General features: G+C 39.7%; 17 protein-coding genes and 1 other annotated feature (1 of these 18 cut by a window edge). Of the genes, 16 read left to right on the plus strand and 1 reads right to left on the minus strand.

From position 1 onward, the window contains the following. Positions 1-109: a binding site (T-box leader), on the plus strand (it extends 125 nt beyond the left edge of the window). A gap of 100 nt (positions 110-209) precedes the next feature. The 8 genes from ABC382_RS23010 (at position 210) to ABC382_RS23045 (ending at position 9,019) form a co-directional block, all read left to right on the plus strand. Then, positions 210-1,565, plus strand: a complete 1,356-nt coding sequence (locus ABC382_RS23010) for a chorismate-binding protein (protein ID WP_322611629.1) — start codon at positions 210-212, stop codon at positions 1,563-1,565. Continuing rightward, entirely contained in the window at positions 1,565-2,596 is a 1,032-nt protein-coding gene (trpD, locus tag ABC382_RS23015; RefSeq protein WP_322611628.1) for an anthranilate phosphoribosyltransferase, read from the plus strand. Before ABC382_RS23010 ends, trpD begins: the two co-directional genes overlap by 1 nt. After that, on the plus strand, positions 2,593-3,393 hold the full coding sequence (trpC, locus tag ABC382_RS23020) for an indole-3-glycerol phosphate synthase TrpC (RefSeq protein WP_312506754.1): 801 nt from the start codon (positions 2,593-2,595) through the stop codon (positions 3,391-3,393). Before trpD ends, trpC begins: the two co-directional genes overlap by 4 nt. Then, the gene (locus ABC382_RS23025) at positions 3,380-3,994 is read left to right on the plus strand and encodes a phosphoribosylanthranilate isomerase (RefSeq protein ID WP_322611627.1); all 615 of its coding nucleotides are present in this window, start codon (positions 3,380-3,382) and stop codon (positions 3,992-3,994) included. Before trpC ends, ABC382_RS23025 begins: the two co-directional genes overlap by 14 nt. Then, positions 3,994-5,205 (plus strand): tryptophan synthase subunit beta, encoded by a 1,212-nt coding sequence (trpB, locus tag ABC382_RS23030; RefSeq protein WP_322611626.1) that lies wholly within the window; start codon positions 3,994-3,996, stop codon positions 5,203-5,205. Before ABC382_RS23025 ends, trpB begins: the two co-directional genes overlap by 1 nt. Then, entirely contained in the window at positions 5,202-5,993 is a 792-nt protein-coding gene (gene trpA / locus ABC382_RS23035; protein ID WP_322611625.1) for a tryptophan synthase subunit alpha, read from the plus strand. The genes trpB and trpA overlap by 4 nt, the downstream gene beginning before the upstream one ends. Positions 5,994-6,153: 160 nt before the next feature. After that, positions 6,154-8,475 carry a single-stranded-DNA-specific exonuclease RecJ gene (gene recJ, locus ABC382_RS23040; RefSeq protein WP_322611624.1) on the plus strand — a complete coding sequence of 774 codons (2,322 nt, stop codon included), beginning with the start codon at positions 6,154-6,156 and terminating at the stop codon, positions 8,473-8,475. A gap of 31 nt (positions 8,476-8,506) precedes the next feature. Further along, positions 8,507-9,019, plus strand: coding sequence for an adenine phosphoribosyltransferase (locus ABC382_RS23045; protein ID WP_274793907.1), 513 nt, complete (start codon positions 8,507-8,509; stop codon positions 9,017-9,019). Positions 9,020-9,060: 41 nt separating this feature from the next. Here the strand turns inward: ABC382_RS23045 and ABC382_RS23050 are convergent, their stop codons facing one another. Next, positions 9,061-9,519, minus strand: coding sequence for a MarR family winged helix-turn-helix transcriptional regulator (locus ABC382_RS23050; protein ID WP_274793906.1), 459 nt, complete (start codon positions 9,517-9,519; stop codon positions 9,061-9,063). 374 nt (positions 9,520-9,893) lie between these two features. On the opposite strand from ABC382_RS23050, the gene ABC382_RS23055 reads away from it, so the two are divergent. The 8 genes from ABC382_RS23055 to ABC382_RS23090 all read left to right on the plus strand — a co-directional run bounded on the left by ABC382_RS23055 (position 9,894) and on the right by ABC382_RS23090 (position 19,375). Continuing rightward, positions 9,894-11,144, plus strand: coding sequence for an MFS transporter (locus ABC382_RS23055; protein ID WP_322611623.1), 1,251 nt, complete (start codon positions 9,894-9,896; stop codon positions 11,142-11,144). Between the two features lie 110 nt (positions 11,145-11,254). After that, positions 11,255-12,346: a carbohydrate kinase gene (locus ABC382_RS23060; RefSeq protein ID WP_312506748.1), complete on the plus strand. Its 1,092-nt coding sequence runs from the start codon at positions 11,255-11,257 to the stop codon at positions 12,344-12,346. Positions 12,347-12,350: 4 nt separating this feature from the next. Continuing rightward, positions 12,351-13,265 (plus strand): pseudouridine-5'-phosphate glycosidase, encoded by a 915-nt coding sequence (locus tag ABC382_RS23065; protein ID WP_312506747.1) that lies wholly within the window; start codon positions 12,351-12,353, stop codon positions 13,263-13,265. Between the two features lie 206 nt (positions 13,266-13,471). Next, positions 13,472-15,667: a RelA/SpoT family protein gene (locus tag ABC382_RS23070; protein ID WP_274793902.1), complete on the plus strand. Its 2,196-nt coding sequence runs from the start codon at positions 13,472-13,474 to the stop codon at positions 15,665-15,667. A gap of 35 nt (positions 15,668-15,702) precedes the next feature. Beyond that, positions 15,703-16,143, plus strand: a complete 441-nt coding sequence (dtd, locus tag ABC382_RS23075; RefSeq protein ID WP_322611622.1) for a D-aminoacyl-tRNA deacylase — start codon at positions 15,703-15,705, stop codon at positions 16,141-16,143. A gap of 70 nt (positions 16,144-16,213) precedes the next feature. Then, positions 16,214-16,429 carry a DUF2642 domain-containing protein gene (locus tag ABC382_RS23080; RefSeq protein ID WP_274793899.1) on the plus strand — a complete coding sequence of 72 codons (216 nt, stop codon included), beginning with the start codon at positions 16,214-16,216 and terminating at the stop codon, positions 16,427-16,429. Positions 16,430-16,541: 112 nt separating this feature from the next. After that, positions 16,542-17,849, plus strand: coding sequence for a MarR family transcriptional regulator (locus tag ABC382_RS23085; RefSeq protein ID WP_322611621.1), 1,308 nt, complete (start codon positions 16,542-16,544; stop codon positions 17,847-17,849). A 119-nt stretch (positions 17,850-17,968) separates the two neighbouring features. Next, positions 17,969-19,375: a YfcC family protein gene (locus tag ABC382_RS23090; protein ID WP_274793897.1), complete on the plus strand. Its 1,407-nt coding sequence runs from the start codon at positions 17,969-17,971 to the stop codon at positions 19,373-19,375. Positions 19,376-19,410 lie beyond the last annotated feature (35 nt).

Genomic DNA, 19,410 nt, shown 5'->3' on the forward strand with positions numbered 1-19,410 from the left:
TCCCCACGTTATAGGGGTGCTTTTCCATATGTAAAACAGAGCGGAAAGCACAAAGGTGAGAGCAAATGCTCTAATATGAGGTGGCAACGCGGTCATGATCGTCCTCTGCAATTAGGATTAATCCTTTTTGCAGAGGGCTTTTTTATTTGATTCAGCATTCGACTAAACAGTGAAAAAGAATAAGAATCTTTAAAAGGAGTTTAATAGCTATGCAAACAATGAGTTCTAGGACAAAAATGAAAACCATTAATGGCGATTCTTTAACACCTATTTTGATTTTTAGACGGTTACAGGGTACACATAAATTTTTGCTGGAGAGCTCCTCCCAGCATGAGGGAGCAGGAAGATTTTCATTTATTGGAGCGAATCCAAGAAAGACTTATAAAGGAATGGGCCAAGAAATTCAGGAGATTTCCCATGAAACTGGAAAAACATATGTGCATAAAGGAAATCTCTTTGTCCTACTTAAACGACTAATGCCACGCATTACCAATACGACACAATTTCCATTCTCTGGAGGGGCTGTTGGTTTTATAGGTCATAGTGGAACAAAGGTGTTCAACGACAATCAAGTAGAAATGCTTGAGGCCCATTTTCATGTGTATGAAACAATTATTGTGTTTGATCATCTAACCGATGAAGTGACATTAATTCATACAAATATTGATGCGGAAAAACAACAACCTAGTTTGGAAGAATTGGCACAACAATTGTTAAACGGACATGTAAGTGATGAAGCAACTTCTCGGTATCATGGACTCGATAGGATGTCCTATGTACAATTCGCAAAAGATTTACAGACAATACAAGAAAGTTTAACTAATAATATCTCACGGGTTGTACTGCCCAAGCAATATGTAGCAAACTTTCAGGGGCATGCGTTTACCTTATACCGACAGCTACGTAAAATGAAGCCAGCAGCCTATATGTATTATATAGAATTCGATGATTATGTTGTATTAGGAACTTCCCCTGAAAGTCTGATACGTGTCAAAGGAGATAAAGTAATTGCAACACCTATGGAGGGGACATATCCACGAGGGGAGACAAAAAGTGAAGACCTAGAAAATGAGCGCAAATTATACGATCATTCGGCCATTAGAAAATCACATGCGCTTCTTGTTCGTACAGTTCAACAAGATTTACAGTCTGTTTGCTTCAGAGACTCTGTTCAAATTATTGATGCCATGCGTATTGAGGAATCGAAACAGGCATTGCATATGACATCAACAGTGGAGGGGCAGCTTTTACCTATGCTTCATGCGCTTGACGTATTAGCTGCAACATTGCCAACATTTTCAACTGTGGGATTTCCAAATGAACAGATGGCACGATCTATTAAAAGAAGGTCCAATTTTGGTGGAGCTCTAGGCTTTATTGGATTTAATGGACATTTAGATTTTGCCTTAACAGGACAGTCCATTGTAGTTGATCATGAATCCATGAATATGCAAACGACCATCACCGTGACGAAATATACAGACGTGCAGAAAGTATTAGATCGAGTGAAAGAGGAACAAGAGGCATTTTTACAGTTACTGACGAACAATGGAGGGCAAGATTAATGGAACAATTACAACAAAAAGTGTTGCAAGGCGAACACTTAATGTATGAGGAAATGCTGAAGGCGGCACAATGGTTATTTGATGATCAGACACCTAAAGACCAAATGGCATGCTTTTTAACAGCTTTATCAGTAAAGGGAGAAACGGCGCATGAGGTAGCAGCATTAGCAACAATTATGCGGTCTTTTGCACGTGAGGTAGCCATACAAGCTAGTGGCTATATGGATAATTGCGGTACTGGCGGTGATGGACTTCATACTTTTAATATCAGTACAGCTTCCGCTTTTGTACTAGCTGGAGCAGGCGTCAAAATAGCCAAGCATGGAAACCGCAAAATATCATCTTCCTCGGGCAGTTCCGATGTATTGGAGGCATTAGGTATTCATACAGCTATTTCTATTCCGCAAACTATTGAGTTATTGGAGAAAGAAGGAATCGCCTTTCTCTATGCGCCAAATGTTCATCCAAAATTAAAGCGGATTGGGGAGGTTCGCCGTTCAATAGGGAAACCAACAATCTTTAATCTTGTTGGACCTTTAACAAATCCAGTCCCATTGTCAACACAGTTCACGGGAATTAACCGACCTAATTTTGTAATGGAATATGCTTCTGTTTTACAAATGCTTGGGCGTGAACGAGCCATTGTCGTATCAGGACCACAAGGCTTAGATGAAGCTTCGTTAGCGGGTCAAAATACGCTAGTTTTAGTAGATAAAGGGGATTTAATTCCTTTTTCCTTAACAGCAGAAGATGTTGGTCTCCCATTTGCACCGTTAGAGGCAATCAGAGGTGGCAATGCAGATGAAAATGCTGTACTCATGAGAAAACTATTAGCTGGGGAGCAGAGTGCCTATTTAGATACTGTGTTATTCAATACAGGTATTGGCTTATTTGGCTATGGTCAAGCAGAAACGATTAAAGAAGGGGTAGACATGGCAAAGGAAAGTATTTTTAGTGGGCGAGCACTTCAAAAATTGGAAGCGGTAGTTACCTTTAGCGAGCAAATAAAAAAAGTGGAGGTAAGTTTATGAATATACTTAACAAAATTCTACAGCAAAAGAGGATAGAAGTAGATGCTTTATTAGAGCAACCTGATCCTCTAGCAAGTTATACAGAAAAGACACGTCCATCGTTATTTGATTCGCTACGACAGGCGAATACGTTACAAGTCATTGCTGAAATGAAACGTGCTTCTCCTTCCAAGGGGCTAATTGCAGAAGGGGCAAATCCAGTTGCCCAAGGACAAATCTATGCACAAGCAGGAGCAGCAGCCATTTCTGTCTTAACCGATAAAGAATTTTTCAAAGGCTCTTTTGACGATTTAGCAGCGGTTGCTAGTGTTGTGAATATCCCTCTACTATGTAAGGATTTCATGATTGATAGGGTGCAGATTCGATTTGCGAAGGCAGCAGGAGCATCCATTATTTTATTAATTGTAGCTGCTTTGACAGACGAATCCTTACGAGATTTATATAGCTACGCAACGGGGTTAGGCTTAGAGGTTTTAGTGGAAGTGCACGATAGAGAGGAGCTCGACCGTGCACTTGCAGTAGATGCAAAGTTGATTGGTGTTAATAATCGAGATTTACGCACGTTTGAGGTCAGTTTACAACGTACACAAGAAATTGCTGACGCTTTTCCATTTAATGAAAACCGTGTATTAATAAGTGAAAGCGGTATTTGGTCACAGGAAGATGCACAACAAGTTGTAGCCATGGGGGCTAGTGGAATTCTTGTAGGGGAGGCATTAATGCGCAGTGGAGATGCTGGGCAGGCACTACAATGTTTTCAAGTACGAAAGGAGGGGCTTCTGTATGACAAAAGTTAAAATCTGTGGATTGCAAAAACAAGAACATGTCATAACAGCTATTCAGGCTGGTGCAGATGCCATTGGTTTTGTTTTCGCACCGAGCAAACGTCGCGTAACTATTGAGCAAGCTCAGCTTTTAGCGAACGAAGTACCTCAAGGGGTATTAAAAATTGGTGTCTTTGTCAATCCGTCTGCAGCTGAACTAAAGGAAGCGGTAGAACGTGTGCCATTAGACTATGTGCAATATCATGGAGAAGAAACGCCCGCATTTATTCAAGAACAAGGTTATCCAGCTATTAAGGCATTGTCGGTACGAGGCAAAGAGGATATTCAAGCTGCAGCTGATTATCAGGTAGATTATTATTTATTCGATGCACCTGGGACAGATTTTAAAGGTGGCAGTGGCCATACTTTTGACTGGAGCCTACTGGAGGAGGTAGGTATCCCACGAGAAAAATTACTATTAGCTGGTGGTCTCAACGTGGACAATATTGAAGAGGCCATCACAACGGTAGCCCCTTTTATGGTGGATGTTTCGAGTGGTGTGGAAACAGATGGAATGAAGAATTCTGCAAAAATACAGGAATTTTTAAAGACAGTAAAGAGGGGGATCATCTAATGGGGATTTCAATTGCAAATAGTGTACCGACAAAGGAAGGACGTTTCGGCCGATTTGGTGGTCAGTTTGTGCCAGAAACTTTAATGACCGCATTAGTAGAATTAGAAACCGCCTATGATGATGCATTAAAAGATGCAACGTTTACAGAGGAGCTTACCTATTATTTACAGGAGTATGTTGGACGAGAAACCCCTCTCTATTATGCTGAAAATTTAACGAAGGAGCTAGGTGGCGCAAAGGTCTATTTAAAGCGTGAAGATTTAAACCATACAGGGGCTCATAAAATAAACAATGCCATAGGGCAAGCGCTACTTGCTAAACGTATGGGTAAAAAGAAAATTGTTGCCGAAACAGGTGCAGGACAGCATGGGGTGGCAACTGCTACTGCTTGTGCCTTACTAAATCTAGAATGTGTTGTTTTTATGGGGGCAGAGGATATCAAACGCCAACAGCTAAATGTGTTTCGCATGGAGCTTCTTGGCACGAAGGTCGAGTCGGTGGAAAGTGGTTCTAAAACTTTAAAGGATGCGGTGAATGCAGCATTGCGCTATTGGGTGACAAATGTTGAGGATACGCATTATATTTTAGGTTCTGCATTAGGCCCTCATCCATTTCCTAAAATTGTTCGGGATTTCCAGCGTGTAATCGGCGTTGAAACGAGAAAGCAAATTTTGCAAAAAGAGGGACGTTTACCAGATGCAGTAGTTGCTTGTATTGGCGGTGGCAGTAATGCTATAGGTATGTTTCATCCATTCGTTGATGATGAATCAGTAGCCTTATATGGTGTTGAGGCGGCAGGGAGTGGTCTTGATACTGGAAAGCATGCAGCGGCCATTGCCGGTGGACAGCTAGGGGTGTTACATGGTGCTTATATGTATTTATTACAGGATGAAAATGGCTTTGTTCAAGAAGCACATTCTATTTCAGCCGGATTGGATTATCCAGGGAAAGGGCCCGAACATTGTTATTTACATGATATTGGCCGAGCTCAATTTGACTCCATTACAGATGATGAAGCACTAGAGGGCTTGCAATTGTTAAGTCGAACAGAGGGCATTCTTCCTGCACTTGAAAGTTCCCACGCCATTGCTTATACAGCAAAGCTTGCTAAGACAATGCCGAAGGATTCTATTATAGTTGTATGCTTATCTGGTCGTGGAGATAAAGATGTTCACACAGTTCGAGCGGTACTAGGAGGGGATGCTAAATGACGACACTAAAACAAGCAATTGAACAAGCAAAGGCTACAGGAAATAAAGCTTTTATCCCCTATATGATGGCAGGTGATGGGGGGCTAGAAACAATCAAGCCGACGATTTTAACTTTTCAACAGCTCGGTGTGACAGCGATCGAAGTAGGTATTCCCTTTACAGATCCTGTAGCGGATGGACCGGCGATTGAGCGTGCAGGAGAACGCGCACTGGCAGCTGGTGTGACATTAAGGAAAGTGTTGCAAACGCTCGCTTCATTTAGAGAGGAGATAACGGTGCCTCTAGTGGTCATGACTTATTTCAATCCAGTGTTAGCTTATGGCTTAGAGACCTTTGCCAAAGACTGTGTAGCAGCAGGAGTAAAAGGGTTAATTGTACCAGATGTCCCATTAGAAGAAAGTGCACTGCTACGTGAAACATTAAACCCTCATCGTATTGATGTGATTCAACTCGTTTCTTTAACTAGCCCTCCAGATCGAATTGCCCGTATTGCAGCTGCTAGTCAGGGCTTTGTTTATGCAGTAACCGTTAATGGTATTACGGGAGCAAGGTCTCATTTTGCTAATAATTTAGAACATCATTTTGCAGGTCTACGTCAGGCAAGTCCAATCCCAGTACTGGCGGGCTTTGGTATTTCGACACCTGAGCACGTCAAAAAGATGGGGGCATTAGGGGATGGGGTTATTGTCGGGAGCGCCATTGTAACGGCCCTGCATGAAGGAGATATAGCAACAGTGGAAGCATTAATAGCTGCTTCTAAAGGTATACTAGCGAAGTCTACTCTTTAAAAGAGTAGGCTTTTTGCTTGGGAGTGAATATTTAATTTGAAGCATAGTTAAGGAAAAGTGATGGATCTACATCTCAAATGGATGGTAAAACTATCAATCTAATGGATAGTGCGTAACCAATCGAATTTCGGTATAATAGCTTTCGTAAGGAAGTGAGAAGATGATCCTATCGAAAAAAAGATGGCAGGTGGAGCGTCCAGATGCCACACTTGTCCAAACATTACAAAATGACTTACAACTTTCTGCGATTGCAGCAAAAATTTTAGCAGCACGTGGCTGTGAAACAACCGCTGACGCAGAAAGCTTATTAAATATGACCGAAGCAAATATTCATGATCCATTTCTCATGCATGGCATGGCTGAAGCGGTGGCGCGAATTGAGCAAGCACTAGAAAATGGTGAGAAAATATTAGTCTATGGCGATTACGATGCGGATGGTGTGACAAGCACGACTGTCATGCTAAATGTGTTATTGGATCTCGGTGCCGATGTATCTTTTAAAATCCCAAATCGTTTTATCCATGGGTATGGACCACATGAGGCTCTATTTCGAGAAGCCTATGAAGAAGGGGTACAATTAATCATTACAGTGGATAATGGGATCTCAGGAATTGAACCTATCCGAGTAGCGAAAGAGCTTGGCATGGATGTTATTGTGACTGATCACCATGAACCTGGGGAGGAGCTACCGCCAGCAGATATTATTCTTCACCCGCGATTACCAGAAGGGCATTATCCGTTTGGAGAGTTAGCTGGAGTAGGTGTAGCCTTTAAGCTAGCACATGCTCTATATGGAGAGCTACCCATCCACTTAATTGAATTTGTTGCGATTGGCACTGTAGCAGATTTAGTGCCGCTAGTAGATGAAAATCGCTATCTGGTCAAACGGGGTATTCAGGAAATGCGTCGCTCCCTTAGTCCGTGGGTACAAGCAATGTGTGACATAGCGAGTACAGAGCAGGCAAAAATTTCTGAAGAAACGATTGGCTTTTATTTTGGCCCTCGATTAAATGCTGTTGGTCGACTCGGAGAAGCAGCTCCAGGAGTCGAGTTATTAATGGCTGAGGACAATGCCAAGGCAGCTGCACTGGCAAGACAGTTAAATGCTTGCAATACAGAACGAAAAGATATTGTGAAAAGCATTACAGATGAAGCTATCGCCCTTATCGAAGCCGATGAAACGATTGGCAATTCCTTAGTTCTTGTTGTGGCAGGGGAAGGCTGGAATGCAGGGGTTGTGGGCATCGTTGCTTCTCGTCTTGTGGAGTTATATTACCGTCCAACCATTGTCCTTTCACTCGATCCTGATAAAGGGATAGCTAAAGGTTCCGCCCGAAGCATTGAAGGCTTCCATTTATATAACGAACTAGCAAAAAATCGGGATATTTTGCCTCACTTTGGTGGACATCCCATGGCAGCAGGAATGACCTTATCGTTAGAGCATGTTGATGAACTACGTAGACGTTTAGATGCTCAAGCAAGGGCCTGTTTAACAGAGGAGCACTTAACCCCTATTGTCCATATTGATATACCACTAAGTATTGATGAAATTTCAGCAGATGCTATCGAAGAAATTTCAGCACTTGGCCCATTTGGAACTGATTTTCCAAAGCCTATTTATGTACTGGAGGATGTAGAAATTTCATCCATGCGTAAAATTGGTGCAGCAGAAAATCATATTAAAATGGAATTAACGAATGGCTATGACAAATTAGATAGTGTCGGTTTTAATAAAGGTCATTTACATGATGAGCTAACGTATGGCATCAAAGTTTCCTTTATAGGTGATTTACAAATTAACGAATGGCAAGGGCGAAAAAAAGCTCAATTTATGATTGAAGATGTCCAAACAACAGAATGGCAGCTATTTGATATCCGTGGAATCCGTCAAACAGCTCGTTGGCTTAATACAGTGCCGAAGGATGAGGCGATGTTTATAGCCTTTCGTCCTGAAACGATGACCTATTATCAGTCATTGATTGGTGTACCTATTACAGTAGTGGACCCTACACTTTCAAATGTTGATCAAAGTGATTATATTGTGCTTTTAGATTTGCCACAAAATGTTCAAAGATTAGAAGAAGTATTACAGAAAACGAAGCCTTCACGAATTTATGCGCACTTTTATATGCCAGATTCACAATATTTCAGTGGTTTACCTACACGAGAGCAATTTGCTTGGTTTTATAAATTCCTGAAAAATCGACCAGCATTTCCGCTTGATATGCACATAGCTGATTTAGCGAAGCATACAGGATGGCCATTAGATGCATTAAAATTTATGACACAGGTGTTTTTTGAGCTTGGTTTTGTTAAAATGGAGAGTGGACTGACGACTGTCAACGTGAATGCCCCAAAACAGGCACTAACAGAGGCACCGTCTTACAAACAACGTTCAGAACAGATTGAAATGGAGCAAAAGCTTGTCTACGCTCCTTATATAGAATTAAAACAATGGTTTGATGAACGAATACATGACTAGACGAAAAATGTTTCGTAGGAGGAGCAATAACATGGATTTAAAGCAATACGTCACTACGGTTGAAAACTGGCCGAAAGAGGGCATTATCTTCAGAGATATTACGACAATTATGGACAATGGAGCTGCATACAAATATGCAACAGATCAAATTGTAGAATACGCCAAAGAAGTAGGAGCTGAAATTGTAGTAGGTCCTGAGGCTCGTGGTTTTATTATCGGTTGCCCAGTTGCCTATGCACTTGAAATCGGCTTTGCCCCTGTTCGTAAACCTGGTAAATTACCGCGTGAGGTCATTAGTGCTGACTATGGTCTTGAATATGGCAAAGATACATTAACAATGCATCATGATGCGATTAAGCCGGGTCAAAAAGTTTTAATCTGTGATGACTTACTAGCAACTGGTGGTACTGTGGAAGCAACAGTTCGCTTAGTAGAACAATTAGGTGGTCAGGTAGTAGGTTGTGCATTTTTAATCGAACTTTTAGAATTAAATGGTCGTGCTAAACTTGGCGATTTAAATATTAAAACACTTATTCAATACTAAGAGCAAGAAGAAAGCGCCCTAAAAACAAAGGGCGCTTTTTTTTATTCTTCCTCATAGGATTGGATGATTTTTTGCATTGTTCGCAACGTATCGTAGAAATCTGCATATTTTTCAATCCCGATATCCTCAATAATTCTATCTTGAATTGCTTGCCAAATGGGAGCAGCTTCATGCAACTTTTCTAACCCTTTTTCAGTAAGTGTAATCTGTTTCGTACGGGCATCGTTTGTGTCTCGCTTTAATTCCACATAGCCATGTTGCTTTAAGAGATTTATGTTACGTGTCACCGTAGTTTGATCGAGTTGTAAAATTTCACCTAGACGGCTAATCGAGACAGCTTGCTGAAGGTCAATGTGTGCAAGCATTGAATATTGTGTTACCTTTAATCCAGTAGGCTGTAGCAGCTTATCATATAATTGCGTGACAGCCCTCGTTTTTTTTCGAAGGTTCGCACAAACACATATTTGCGTATAATCAATGTTTTTTAGTTGGTTCTTCATGGTCAGTACTCCTTTTAAGGGATTCTACTAATTGTAAGTATACACCTTAGAGGTGGAAATTACTTCTTGACAGCTATATGAGCGGCAGTTATTATCATTGTACATGTATATACATATAATTGGTAGGACATGAAAAAGAACCTATGGCAAGGGGGCTGCGTCCTTTTCAGGGAGCCTACGATGTACCTTATGTCTAACGCTAGTTCACAAGGGTTTTCTTTAGCTTTCCAACTAGCGGGCTGAAGCGGCAAGTAAGTAGCATAGAATGGAAAGCCTTTTTCACCTATCCCATTAGAGAATGTTATTTTTTTTACTACCATAAAACATGTATATACATGTTTTTAGTGCCACTCATATGAAAAGTAGGTGTTTGGATGAAGCGTGTTCATTATAGCTGGTTTATTTTAGTTGTCACATTTTTCTCGATTATTGTGGCAGGTATTACATTGTCATCCTCTGGCGTTTTTATAAATCCTCTTGAAAAGGAATTTCAATGGGAGCGGTCAACTATTGCCCTAGCCTTCGCCATAAGTCTATTTTTATATGGTATATCAGGGCCATTTATGGCGGCATTGCTTGAAGTTATTGGCTTAAAGAAAATGATGCTAAGCGCGATGGCTACGTTAATTGTAGGGATCACTTTGACATTTTTGATGAATCAATCATGGCAGTTAATTGTGATTTGGGGTGGCATCATCGGCCTTGGTGCAAGCCTTTTTTTAACGGTCCTTAGTCCCTATGTAGCTAATCATTGGTTTGTCAAACGCAGGGGGTTAGCAATTGGTATATTAACGGCTAGTACAGCTACAGGACAATTAATTCTACTACCAGTGCTAGCCATGATCATTGAACATTATTCTTGGCGCTGGGCAATGGGGTTAATTCTTCTTCTAAGTACGTTGATGTTCACCTTGATTGCTATTTTTATTAAAAATAAGCCTCAGGATGTGGGGCTAAACCCATATGGACAAGAGGAGTTTATTGAAGAACAGACAGTGCAGCAGAAGAAAAATCCGATTCATATTGCGTTTAACGGTTTACTAGAGGCGGTTAAGATTAAAGCCTTTTGGCTATTAGCAGGAAGCTTCTTTATATGTGGACTTTCAACGAGCGGCTTGATCGGGACTCATTTTGTTTCGTATTGTATTAGTTTTGGCGTTCCTTTAGTCACCGCTGCATCACTCTTATCATTTATGGGTGTGTTTAACTTACTAGGGACGACTGCCTCAGGCTGGCTATCAGATCGCTTCGATAATCGTTGGCTGTTATTTTGGTATTACTTGTTACGGGGAGCTTCTTTATTATTACTCCCTTATGCATTATCACAAGGTTCTGTTATTTTACTGACGATATTCACTATCTTTTATGGACTCGATTGGATTGCCACAGTACCACCAACGATCAGTATTACACGACAAATTTTTGGTATGCAAAAAAGTAGTATTATTTACGGATGGATATTTGCCTCACATCAAGCAGGAGCTGCTGTTGCTGCATATGGTGGTGGATTGATCTATCAATTTTTTAATTCCTATACATGGGCTTTTTTCCTTGCGGGTATATTCTGTGCCATGGCTAGCCTGTTCGTAATCATTGTCAAAAAACAAACACCACAGCATGTATAATAAAAGAAAAAAGTTGAACCTCAAATAACGGGTTCAACTTTTTTTAAAATCCTTTGACATGAACCAAACAAAAGTTTATAATGTAAACAAATATAATAAAAGGTGATGCTATGAATGAAAGAGAACAGGCGGTGCTTGCTTTAATTCGCCAAAATCCGTTTATGTCTCAGCAAGAGATGGCAGATGCAATGAATCTTTCACGTCCAGTGCTTGCTAATTTAGTGTCTAGTTTAACAAAGCAAGGAAAAATTGTAGGTCGTGCATATATTTTACCCGAAGAAAATGAAATTATTTGCATCGGGGGAGCCAATTTAGACCGAAAATTCCACGTGAAAGGCAATGTTCAATTTGGGACATCTAACCCTGCTAGCTCTTCTTTTAGTGTTGGTGGTGTTGGTAGAAACATTGCTGAAAATTTAGGCAGATTAAACCATCAAGTGACATTGCTGACAACGGCTGGGAAAGATGCGGATTGGCAAGTCATCCAAGAAGCTTCGGAATCCTTTATGAACCTACGTTATGTGGAGCAGCTAGCAGAGGCTTCAACGGGTTCTTATACAGCCATTATGGATGAGCAAGGGGAGCTAGCATTAGCTGTAGCCAATATGGAAGTGTATGATCTACTATTACCTAGCTTATTGAAAAAGCATGAAACAATGTTAGTCAACGCAGGCTGCTTTATTCTGGATTTAAATTGTCCAAAAGAAACAGTAGCCTATATCCAACAAGTAGCCGTTGCTCGTAATATCCCACTTGTCATTGTGCCGGTATCTTCACCGAAAATGAATCGACTACCTGAAACATTACAAGGAGTAACATGGTTTATTTGTAACACGGATGAAGCGGAAACAATTGTTGGACATAAAATTGAAAACGCTACCCATTATGAAAAAGCTTTACAACAGCTCCTGCAGCTAGGTGCCGAACATGTCATTATTACAGCAGGCAGCAAGGGTGTATATGCAGCATCTACTACCATTGCTCCAAGTCATTTTGCTGCCAAAGTGATAGAAAAAATTGAAGATGTTACAGGAGCAGGAGATGCCTTTGTCAGCGCAGTCATACATAGCTGGTTGACAGGACAATCCTTTGCGACAAGTATTGATGCTGGCTTAACAAATGCTAAAAATACTTTGGCATCTCCCTATACAGTAAGACCAGAATTATCCGTAGATTTGTTAACAAGTGAAATGGAGGAATAACAACATGAAAGAATTCATCGTATTATCAGAAGAAGTAAAAGCAGGACAAGCAAAAGGTCTACCAATCGTTGCATTAGAATCAACAATTATTTCACACGGTATGCCATACCCACAAAACGTGCAAACTGCGCGTGAGGTAGAGCAAATTATTCGTGATAACGGAGCAGTACCTGCAACAATTGCGTTAATTGATGGAAAAATTAAAATTGGTCTATCTGATGAAGAACTTGAAATGTTCGGGAATGCACAAGGTGTTGCAAAAGCATCTCGCCGTGATTTAGGTTACCTACTTGCAACGAAAAAATTAGGTGCTACTACAGTTGCAGCTACGATGATCTGTGCAGAGCTTGCAGGCATTGAAATCTTTGTTACTGGAGGTATTGGCGGTGTTCACCGTGGTGCTGAAACAACAATGGATATCTCTGCAGACTTAGAGGAATTAGCACAAACAAATGTTGCTGTTATCTGTGCAGGAGCAAAATCTATTTTAGATATCGGTCTTACACTAGAATACCTTGAAACAAAAGGTGTGCCTGTTGTAGGTTACGGAACAGATGAACTGCCAGCATTCTATACACGTCAAAGTGGCTTTGATGTAAACTTCCAATTGGATACGCCAGAAGAAATTGCTGCAATGCTATCTGCGAAATGGCAATTAGGATTAAAAGGCGGCGCTGTTATTGCAAATCCAATTCCTGAAGCTGAAGCATTAGAGCATACATTTATTACTAACATTATTGAAAAAGCTTTAGTAGAAGCTGAAGAAAATGGTATTCAAGGTAAAAACGTTACACCATTCTTACTAGGTAAAGTGAAAGAATTGACAGAAGGTAAAAGTCTTGATGCCAACATTGCATTAGTGAAAAACAATGCAGTAGTAGGCGCGAAAATTGCTGTAGCTTACAACCAATTACACTAATCCTCTTGTCGAAACAAGGACCCTTTGTGGCGCATATCGTCACAAGGGTCTTTTTTATTAAAAAAGAGATTATTTTTTCCATTTTTCAAGCTGTTCACGAGATTAACTAAACTAAATGATACAGTCTCTTTACAATAGACCATAATATTTTATACAATTAAGTTTATATCTAATCTGAAAAATTTGACGAGCAAGGTGGACATGTTATGGCGAAAGAGCAAATTTTGACTCCTGAGGACGTTTTTGAGTTAGTCAAATCCTACATGAATGATGAAAATGTCGCATTCGTGAAAAAAGCATATGAATTAGCAAGGGATGCTCATATTGAGCAATTCCGTAGCTCTGGTGAACCGTATATTATTCACCCAGTACAAGTAGCAGGTATTTTAGCTGAATTACAAATGGACCCGGAAACTGTAGCGGCAGGTTTTTTGCATGATGTTGTCGAAGATACAGATTTTACGCGGGATGATTTGGTACGGGAATTTGGCGAGGAAGTAGCAGTGCTAGTTGATGGTGTTACTAAACTGGGGAAAATTAAATATTTATCTAAAGAGGCGCAGCAAGCAGAGAATCATCGTAAAATGTTTGTAGCGATGGCACAGGATATCCGTGTCATCTTAATCAAGCTAGCAGACCGTCTTCATAATATGCGTACACTTAAGCATTTACCTGCTGAAAAGCAACGACGTATTTCCAAAGAGACATTAGAGATCTTTGCACCACTTGCACATCGCCTAGGAATTTCAACAGTCAAATGGGAGCTTGAAGATACAGCACTTCGCTATTTAAACCCACAGCAATATTATCGTATTGTCAGTTTGATGAAGAAAAAGCGTGATGAACGTGAGGCTTATTTAGAGAATGTCATGGCTGAGATGAAGTCCCAGCTGAATGAGGTAGAAATCGAAGCAGATGTCTATGGTCGTCCAAAGCACATATATAGTATTTATCGAAAAATGGTGCTACAAAAGAAACAATTTAATGAAATTTATGATTTGCTAGCCATTCGTGTACTTGTAGATAGTATTAAAGATTGCTATGCCGTCTTAGGTATTGTGCATACATTATGGAAACCGATGCCAGGCCGTTTTAAAGATTATATTGCCATGCCAAAACAAAACCTGTATCAATCTTTGCATACAACTGTTATTGGACCCTATGGTGATCCACTAGAGGTGCAGATTCGCACAAAGGAAATGCACAAGATTGCAGAGTATGGGATTGCTGCACACTGGGCGTATAAAGAAGGCAAAAAGGTCGACCATCAAAAGCAAAATGTCGACCAAAAGCTAACATGGTTCCGTGAAATTTTAGAATTCCAAAATGAATCTTCCAACGCAGAAGAGTTTATGGAATCCTTAAAGTTTGATTTATTTTCCGATATGGTGTACGTCTTTACACCTGAGGGCGATGTCATTGAATTGCCAGCTGGCTCTGTGCCGATCGATTTCGCGTATCGTGTCCATTCTGAAGTCGGAAATCGTACGATTGGAGCCAAAATTAATGGGAAAATGGTACCTCTTGATACACCACTAAAAACGGGAGATATAATTGAAATTTTAACTTCTAAGCAATCCTTTGGCCCGAGCCGCGATTGGTTAAAGATAGCGCAATCCTCCCAGGCGAAAAATAAGATTAAGCAATTCTTTAAACGACATCTACGTGAAGAGAATATTATCAAAGGTAAAGAGATGATCGAAAAAGAAATCCGTGCACAGGATTTCGATTTAAAGGAAACAATGTCATCAGAAAACCTCAAACGAGTGTGTGATAAATTTAATTATACGAACGAAGAAGACTTGTATGCGGCAGTTGGTGTAAACGGTATAACAGCACAGCAAGTAGTCAATCGTTTAGCGGAAAAACGCCGTAAAGAGCGTGAGCAGGAAGAAGCTTTAGAGAAAATCGAACAAAAAATGAAAAATCCAATTCCGCAAAAACGTACGGAATCTGGTGTCATTGTAAAGGGCATTGATAATATGCTTATTCGACTTTCACGTTGTTGTACACCTGTTCCTGGAGATGAAATTGTAGGCTTTATCACAAAGGGGAGAGGTGTGTCTGTGCACCGTGCGGACTGTCCAAATATTCAAATCGAGGATGAGCAGGAGCGCTTAATTGAGGTGGAATGGGAGCATGGTGTCATTCCAGAGAAAAAAGAATATCCAGTCGATATCGAAGTATCAGCTTTCGATAGACCAGGTATTTTAAATGAGATCATGCAAATTGTTAGTGAAACAAAAACGAATATTTTAGCAGTCAGTGGTCGTGCTGATCGCGATAAGATGGCGACAATTCATTTAACTATTTCGATCTCAAATATTTCTCATTTGCATAAAGTTGTGGAACGAATTAAACAAACACCTGATATTTATTCGGTGCAACGTGTCATTAATTAATGGTAAGCAACAACATAGAATTGGGGTTTTAATGCATGAAAGTAGTATTACAGCGCAGTAAAGCTGCCTCTGTAACAGTAGACGGAGCTGTCACAGGAGCAATTGATAGTGGCTACGTTCTTCTAGTGGGTATTACACATGAAGATTCACAGGAGGATGTCCTTTATTTAGCGAAAAAAATAGCCAATTTACGCCTTTGGGAAGATACTGATGGTAAAATGAACCATTCCATTTTAAAGCATGGAGGCGCTATTTTGTCCGTCTCACAATTTACGTTATATGGGGATGCCAAAAAAGGGAATCGACCAAGTTTCACAAGTGCAGCTAGACCAGAAGTAGCCGAACCGCTGTGGGAAGCTTTTAATCAAGCACTGCGAGAGCATGGCTTACATGTGGAAACAGGTGTTTTTGGTGCGATGATGGATGTTGCACTAATTAATGATGGTCCGGTCACAATACTTCTAGAATCAAAATAATGGTACATTTCCTATAATTCCTTCATATACTAAAGAGTATGGTTAGTTTTATAGGAAGGGGTGTCTACACATGGCACAGATGGGGAGTATATCCAATCCATATTTATACGAAACTTTTAAAATGATGATTGGTCAGGCAGTTGTCGTGCAAACAGAAAAAAATATTCAGCAAGGTATTTTATTATCCATACTACCTGACCATTTAATCCTAGAGATTAGTCGTACGCCTTACTTCATTCCAATGGAGGAGATTGTATGGGTAACGCTGGAAGCTACAAGAAAATAAGTATGTATGAACCTTCTCACATAATAGTTGATAGAAGGTTCTTTTTTTATATATTTACGGTATAATGATTAAAATTATCAGAATATTGTGCGTATTAAAGGAGCTGAGCATTTTGAAAACAATAGGGATTCTAGGTTCATTATTTTTCTGGAATAATATAAAAGAACATTTCACGTTGTTTCCACAAGTACAATTTATTCATTTTCCCTATACTTCACCAGATCAATGTGTAAATCTTTTTGATGAAGCTGCATCTTGTTCGGATATATTACTATTTGCTGGATCGATTCCCTATTATTACTGCTATGAAAAAATAAAAGCATCGCACATCCAAGCAGTGTTTATCCCTTTTGATGAATTGACACTAGCACTATCGTTATTATCCTTACAACATCATGAAAAGGTGGATTTATCCCAGCTATCGATCGATGTACCTAAGCAGAATAGTCTTCATCAGGTAATGATGGAAGCCGGTATTCCATCTACTGACGTCTATGTAAAAGATTACGAATGGGTTTATGATCAACCAGAAAAAATCACAAAGCTCAATGTGAATGATTTTATTCACTTTCATAAGGAATTATATAAAGCAGGGAAAACCACTTTAGCGCTTACTAGTTTACACGCAGTTTTTGTTGAGTTACAAAGATTAGGTATACCTTCGAAGTACATGGTTGAAAGCAAACAAACATTCATAATGACAATTAATTCAGCGCTTGAAGCTTATCAGCATACAATGTTGACTTCGTCGCAAATAGCTGTCGTTTCTATTTGTAGTAAACAAAAGTTGATGGATGAACAACAACTATTTGTAAAGTCGTTAGAAAATATTTGCAAGCGTTTTCAGGCAAGAATCACGCAAGCCCAACAGGAGCCTTATTTAATCATTTCTACTAGAGGGGTAATTGAACAACTTGATCCTGCTTATTTAAGATCATTAATTGAACAGTGTGAACGACAATTTAAAACCACTTTTACGATTGGCATTGGCTATGGATATTCATTACATGAAGCAGAAACTCATTCTTCCCAAGCTTTATTTTTCACGCCCAAATGGAGAGATGCATCGACCGTCATTTGTTTAGTAGATGCAGAGAATAAGTTACATGAACAATTATTTGAACATAATAATCAAATTGCATTAAGTAGCCATCATAAAGCCATTTTAGAGATGGCTGAAAAGGTGAAAATGAGTGCTAAAAATTTAAATGTTATGAAGCAATTTATCACAGTTACTAATAATCGCCCATTTTCAGCTACGGAATTAGCGCAATATATGAATCTGTCACGTCGATCTGCTGAACGCATTATTAATCGATTAATCGAGCATGATTACTTTAAGTTAGTAGGAGAGGAGCAACCTTATCATCAAGGCCGTCCGCGAAAGCTTTATAAGGCAACAAACTATTGGACATTCTGAAATAATAGAAAATTAATACTTTACAATAAATTTGAACTCATGTATATTTATTCTCAATTAACGACATATAACGACAACATTGTTCCGATGTCTAAATCTATGAAAAGGAGAGTGAATTTATGGAAAATGAACAGAATGTTAAAAAGAGAAGTTGGCTCAAAGTACCTCATACATATACCATTATTTTTGCTATTATTTTTTTAGCAGGTATTGCAAGCTATATTATTCCGGCGGGTGAGTTTGACCGTGTAGAGGATGAGGAAGGGCGAATGCTCGTTGTAGATGGAAGCTATCATCATATTGAGAGTGATCCAGTTTCATTTTTCGAAATGTTTACAGCGATTCCAATGGGGCTTGAAAAAGGAGCTCAAATTATTTTCTACATTTTCTTAGTCAGCGGTGTTTTTGGCATTATCCGTTCAACAGGTGCCATTGAAGCTGGTGTCTATAAAGGTGTAAAAGCGCTAGAGGGAAGAGAAAAATTACTCATTCCATTATCGATGATCTTGTTCTCTGTTGGCGGTTTTACAATGGGGATGGCAGAAGAAACAATTATTTTCGTACCGATTGGTGTAGCGATTGCTCGTGCAATGGGCTTTGATGCTGTAACAGGGACAGCTATGATTACTCTTGGTGCAGCTAGTGGATTTTTTGGAGGTATGCTTAATCCCTTTACAGTAGGTGTTGCGCAATCATTAGCAGATGTACCGCTATTTTCTGGAATAGGTTTCCGTGCAGTTGTCTATATTTTTGTTCTAGGTTTTGCCATATTTTATGTGTCTCGCTATGCTTTCAAAGTAAAAAAGAATCCACAAGCAAGTGTTATTTATGACATTGAGCAAAAGGCTAAATCTACTGTATCCGAAATTGACATTCCTACATTAACAGGTAAGCATAAATTTGTATTTATTGTGATGGCTTGCGGAATTGGCTTTAATATTTATGGTGTCTTTAATTGGGGCTGGTTCCTAACACAATTAACAGCATCCTTTTTAATTATGGGGTTAATTGCGGGGCTAATTGGCGGTTTAAAACCTGCGACTATTTTTGATTCCTTTATTGATGGGGCAAAAGCTGTAACGTTCGGTGCCTTAATTGTAGGCTTTGCCCGTGCAATCACGGTTGTGTTAGAGCAAGGAAAAATTATTGATACGATTGTTTATGCAGCATCAGAAACCATTGGCCATTTACCACATGCTATTAGCGCAATTGGCATGTTATTTATCCAAGCACTTTTGAATTTATTTATTTCATCAGGTAGTGGACAGGCAGCAGCAACAATGCCAATTATGATTCCAATTACTGATTTATTAGGATTGGAACGTCAAGTGGCTGTGTTAGCCTTTCAATATGGGGATTCCTTAACAAATTCTATCATTCCTACTTCATCTGCGCTAATGGCGTATTTAGCTGTAGCAGGTATCCCATATGAAAAGTGGATCAAATTTATTTGGAAGATGATACTTGGTTGGGCAGTGATTGCATGTCTTGCATTGATTGCTGCAGTAGCAATAGGGATCACTTAAAACGTGAAAAAAGCTGTGGAAGATTATTCTTTCCA

It is taken from the genome of Lysinibacillus phoenicis (assembly GCF_047238325.1).
In the GTDB taxonomy this organism is placed as follows: Bacteria; Bacillota; Bacilli; order Bacillales_A; family Planococcaceae; genus Lysinibacillus; species Lysinibacillus irui.

What these genes read in the sequence shown, in the direction of transcription:
- ABC382_RS23010 (WP_322611629.1), top strand. Translation starts at nt 210, where the DNA reads ATGCAAACAATGAGTTCTAGGACAAAAATGAAAACCATTAATGGCGAT.
- trpD (WP_322611628.1), top strand. Translation starts at nt 1,565, where the DNA reads ATGGAACAATTACAACAAAAAGTGTTGCAAGGCGAACACTTAATGTAT.
- trpC (WP_312506754.1), top strand. Translation starts at nt 2,593, where the DNA reads ATGAATATACTTAACAAAATTCTACAGCAAAAGAGGATAGAAGTAGAT.
- ABC382_RS23025 (WP_322611627.1), top strand. Translation starts at nt 3,380, where the DNA reads ATGACAAAAGTTAAAATCTGTGGATTGCAAAAACAAGAACATGTCATA.
- trpB (WP_322611626.1), top strand. Translation starts at nt 3,994, where the DNA reads ATGGGGATTTCAATTGCAAATAGTGTACCGACAAAGGAAGGACGTTTC.
- trpA (WP_322611625.1), top strand. Translation starts at nt 5,202, where the DNA reads ATGACGACACTAAAACAAGCAATTGAACAAGCAAAGGCTACAGGAAAT.
- recJ (WP_322611624.1), top strand. Translation starts at nt 6,154, where the DNA reads ATGATCCTATCGAAAAAAAGATGGCAGGTGGAGCGTCCAGATGCCACA.
- ABC382_RS23045 (WP_274793907.1), top strand. Translation starts at nt 8,507, where the DNA reads ATGGATTTAAAGCAATACGTCACTACGGTTGAAAACTGGCCGAAAGAG.
- ABC382_RS23050 (WP_274793906.1), bottom strand. Translation starts at nt 9,519, where the DNA reads ATGAAGAACCAACTAAAAAACATTGATTATACGCAAATATGTGTTTGT.
- ABC382_RS23055 (WP_322611623.1), top strand. Translation starts at nt 9,894, where the DNA reads ATGAAGCGTGTTCATTATAGCTGGTTTATTTTAGTTGTCACATTTTTC.
- ABC382_RS23060 (WP_312506748.1), top strand. Translation starts at nt 11,255, where the DNA reads ATGAATGAAAGAGAACAGGCGGTGCTTGCTTTAATTCGCCAAAATCCG.
- ABC382_RS23065 (WP_312506747.1), top strand. Translation starts at nt 12,351, where the DNA reads ATGAAAGAATTCATCGTATTATCAGAAGAAGTAAAAGCAGGACAAGCA.
- ABC382_RS23070 (WP_274793902.1), top strand. Translation starts at nt 13,472, where the DNA reads ATGGCGAAAGAGCAAATTTTGACTCCTGAGGACGTTTTTGAGTTAGTC.
- dtd (WP_322611622.1), top strand. Translation starts at nt 15,703, where the DNA reads ATGAAAGTAGTATTACAGCGCAGTAAAGCTGCCTCTGTAACAGTAGAC.
- ABC382_RS23080 (WP_274793899.1), top strand. Translation starts at nt 16,214, where the DNA reads ATGGCACAGATGGGGAGTATATCCAATCCATATTTATACGAAACTTTT.
- ABC382_RS23090 (WP_274793897.1), top strand. Translation starts at nt 17,969, where the DNA reads ATGGAAAATGAACAGAATGTTAAAAAGAGAAGTTGGCTCAAAGTACCT.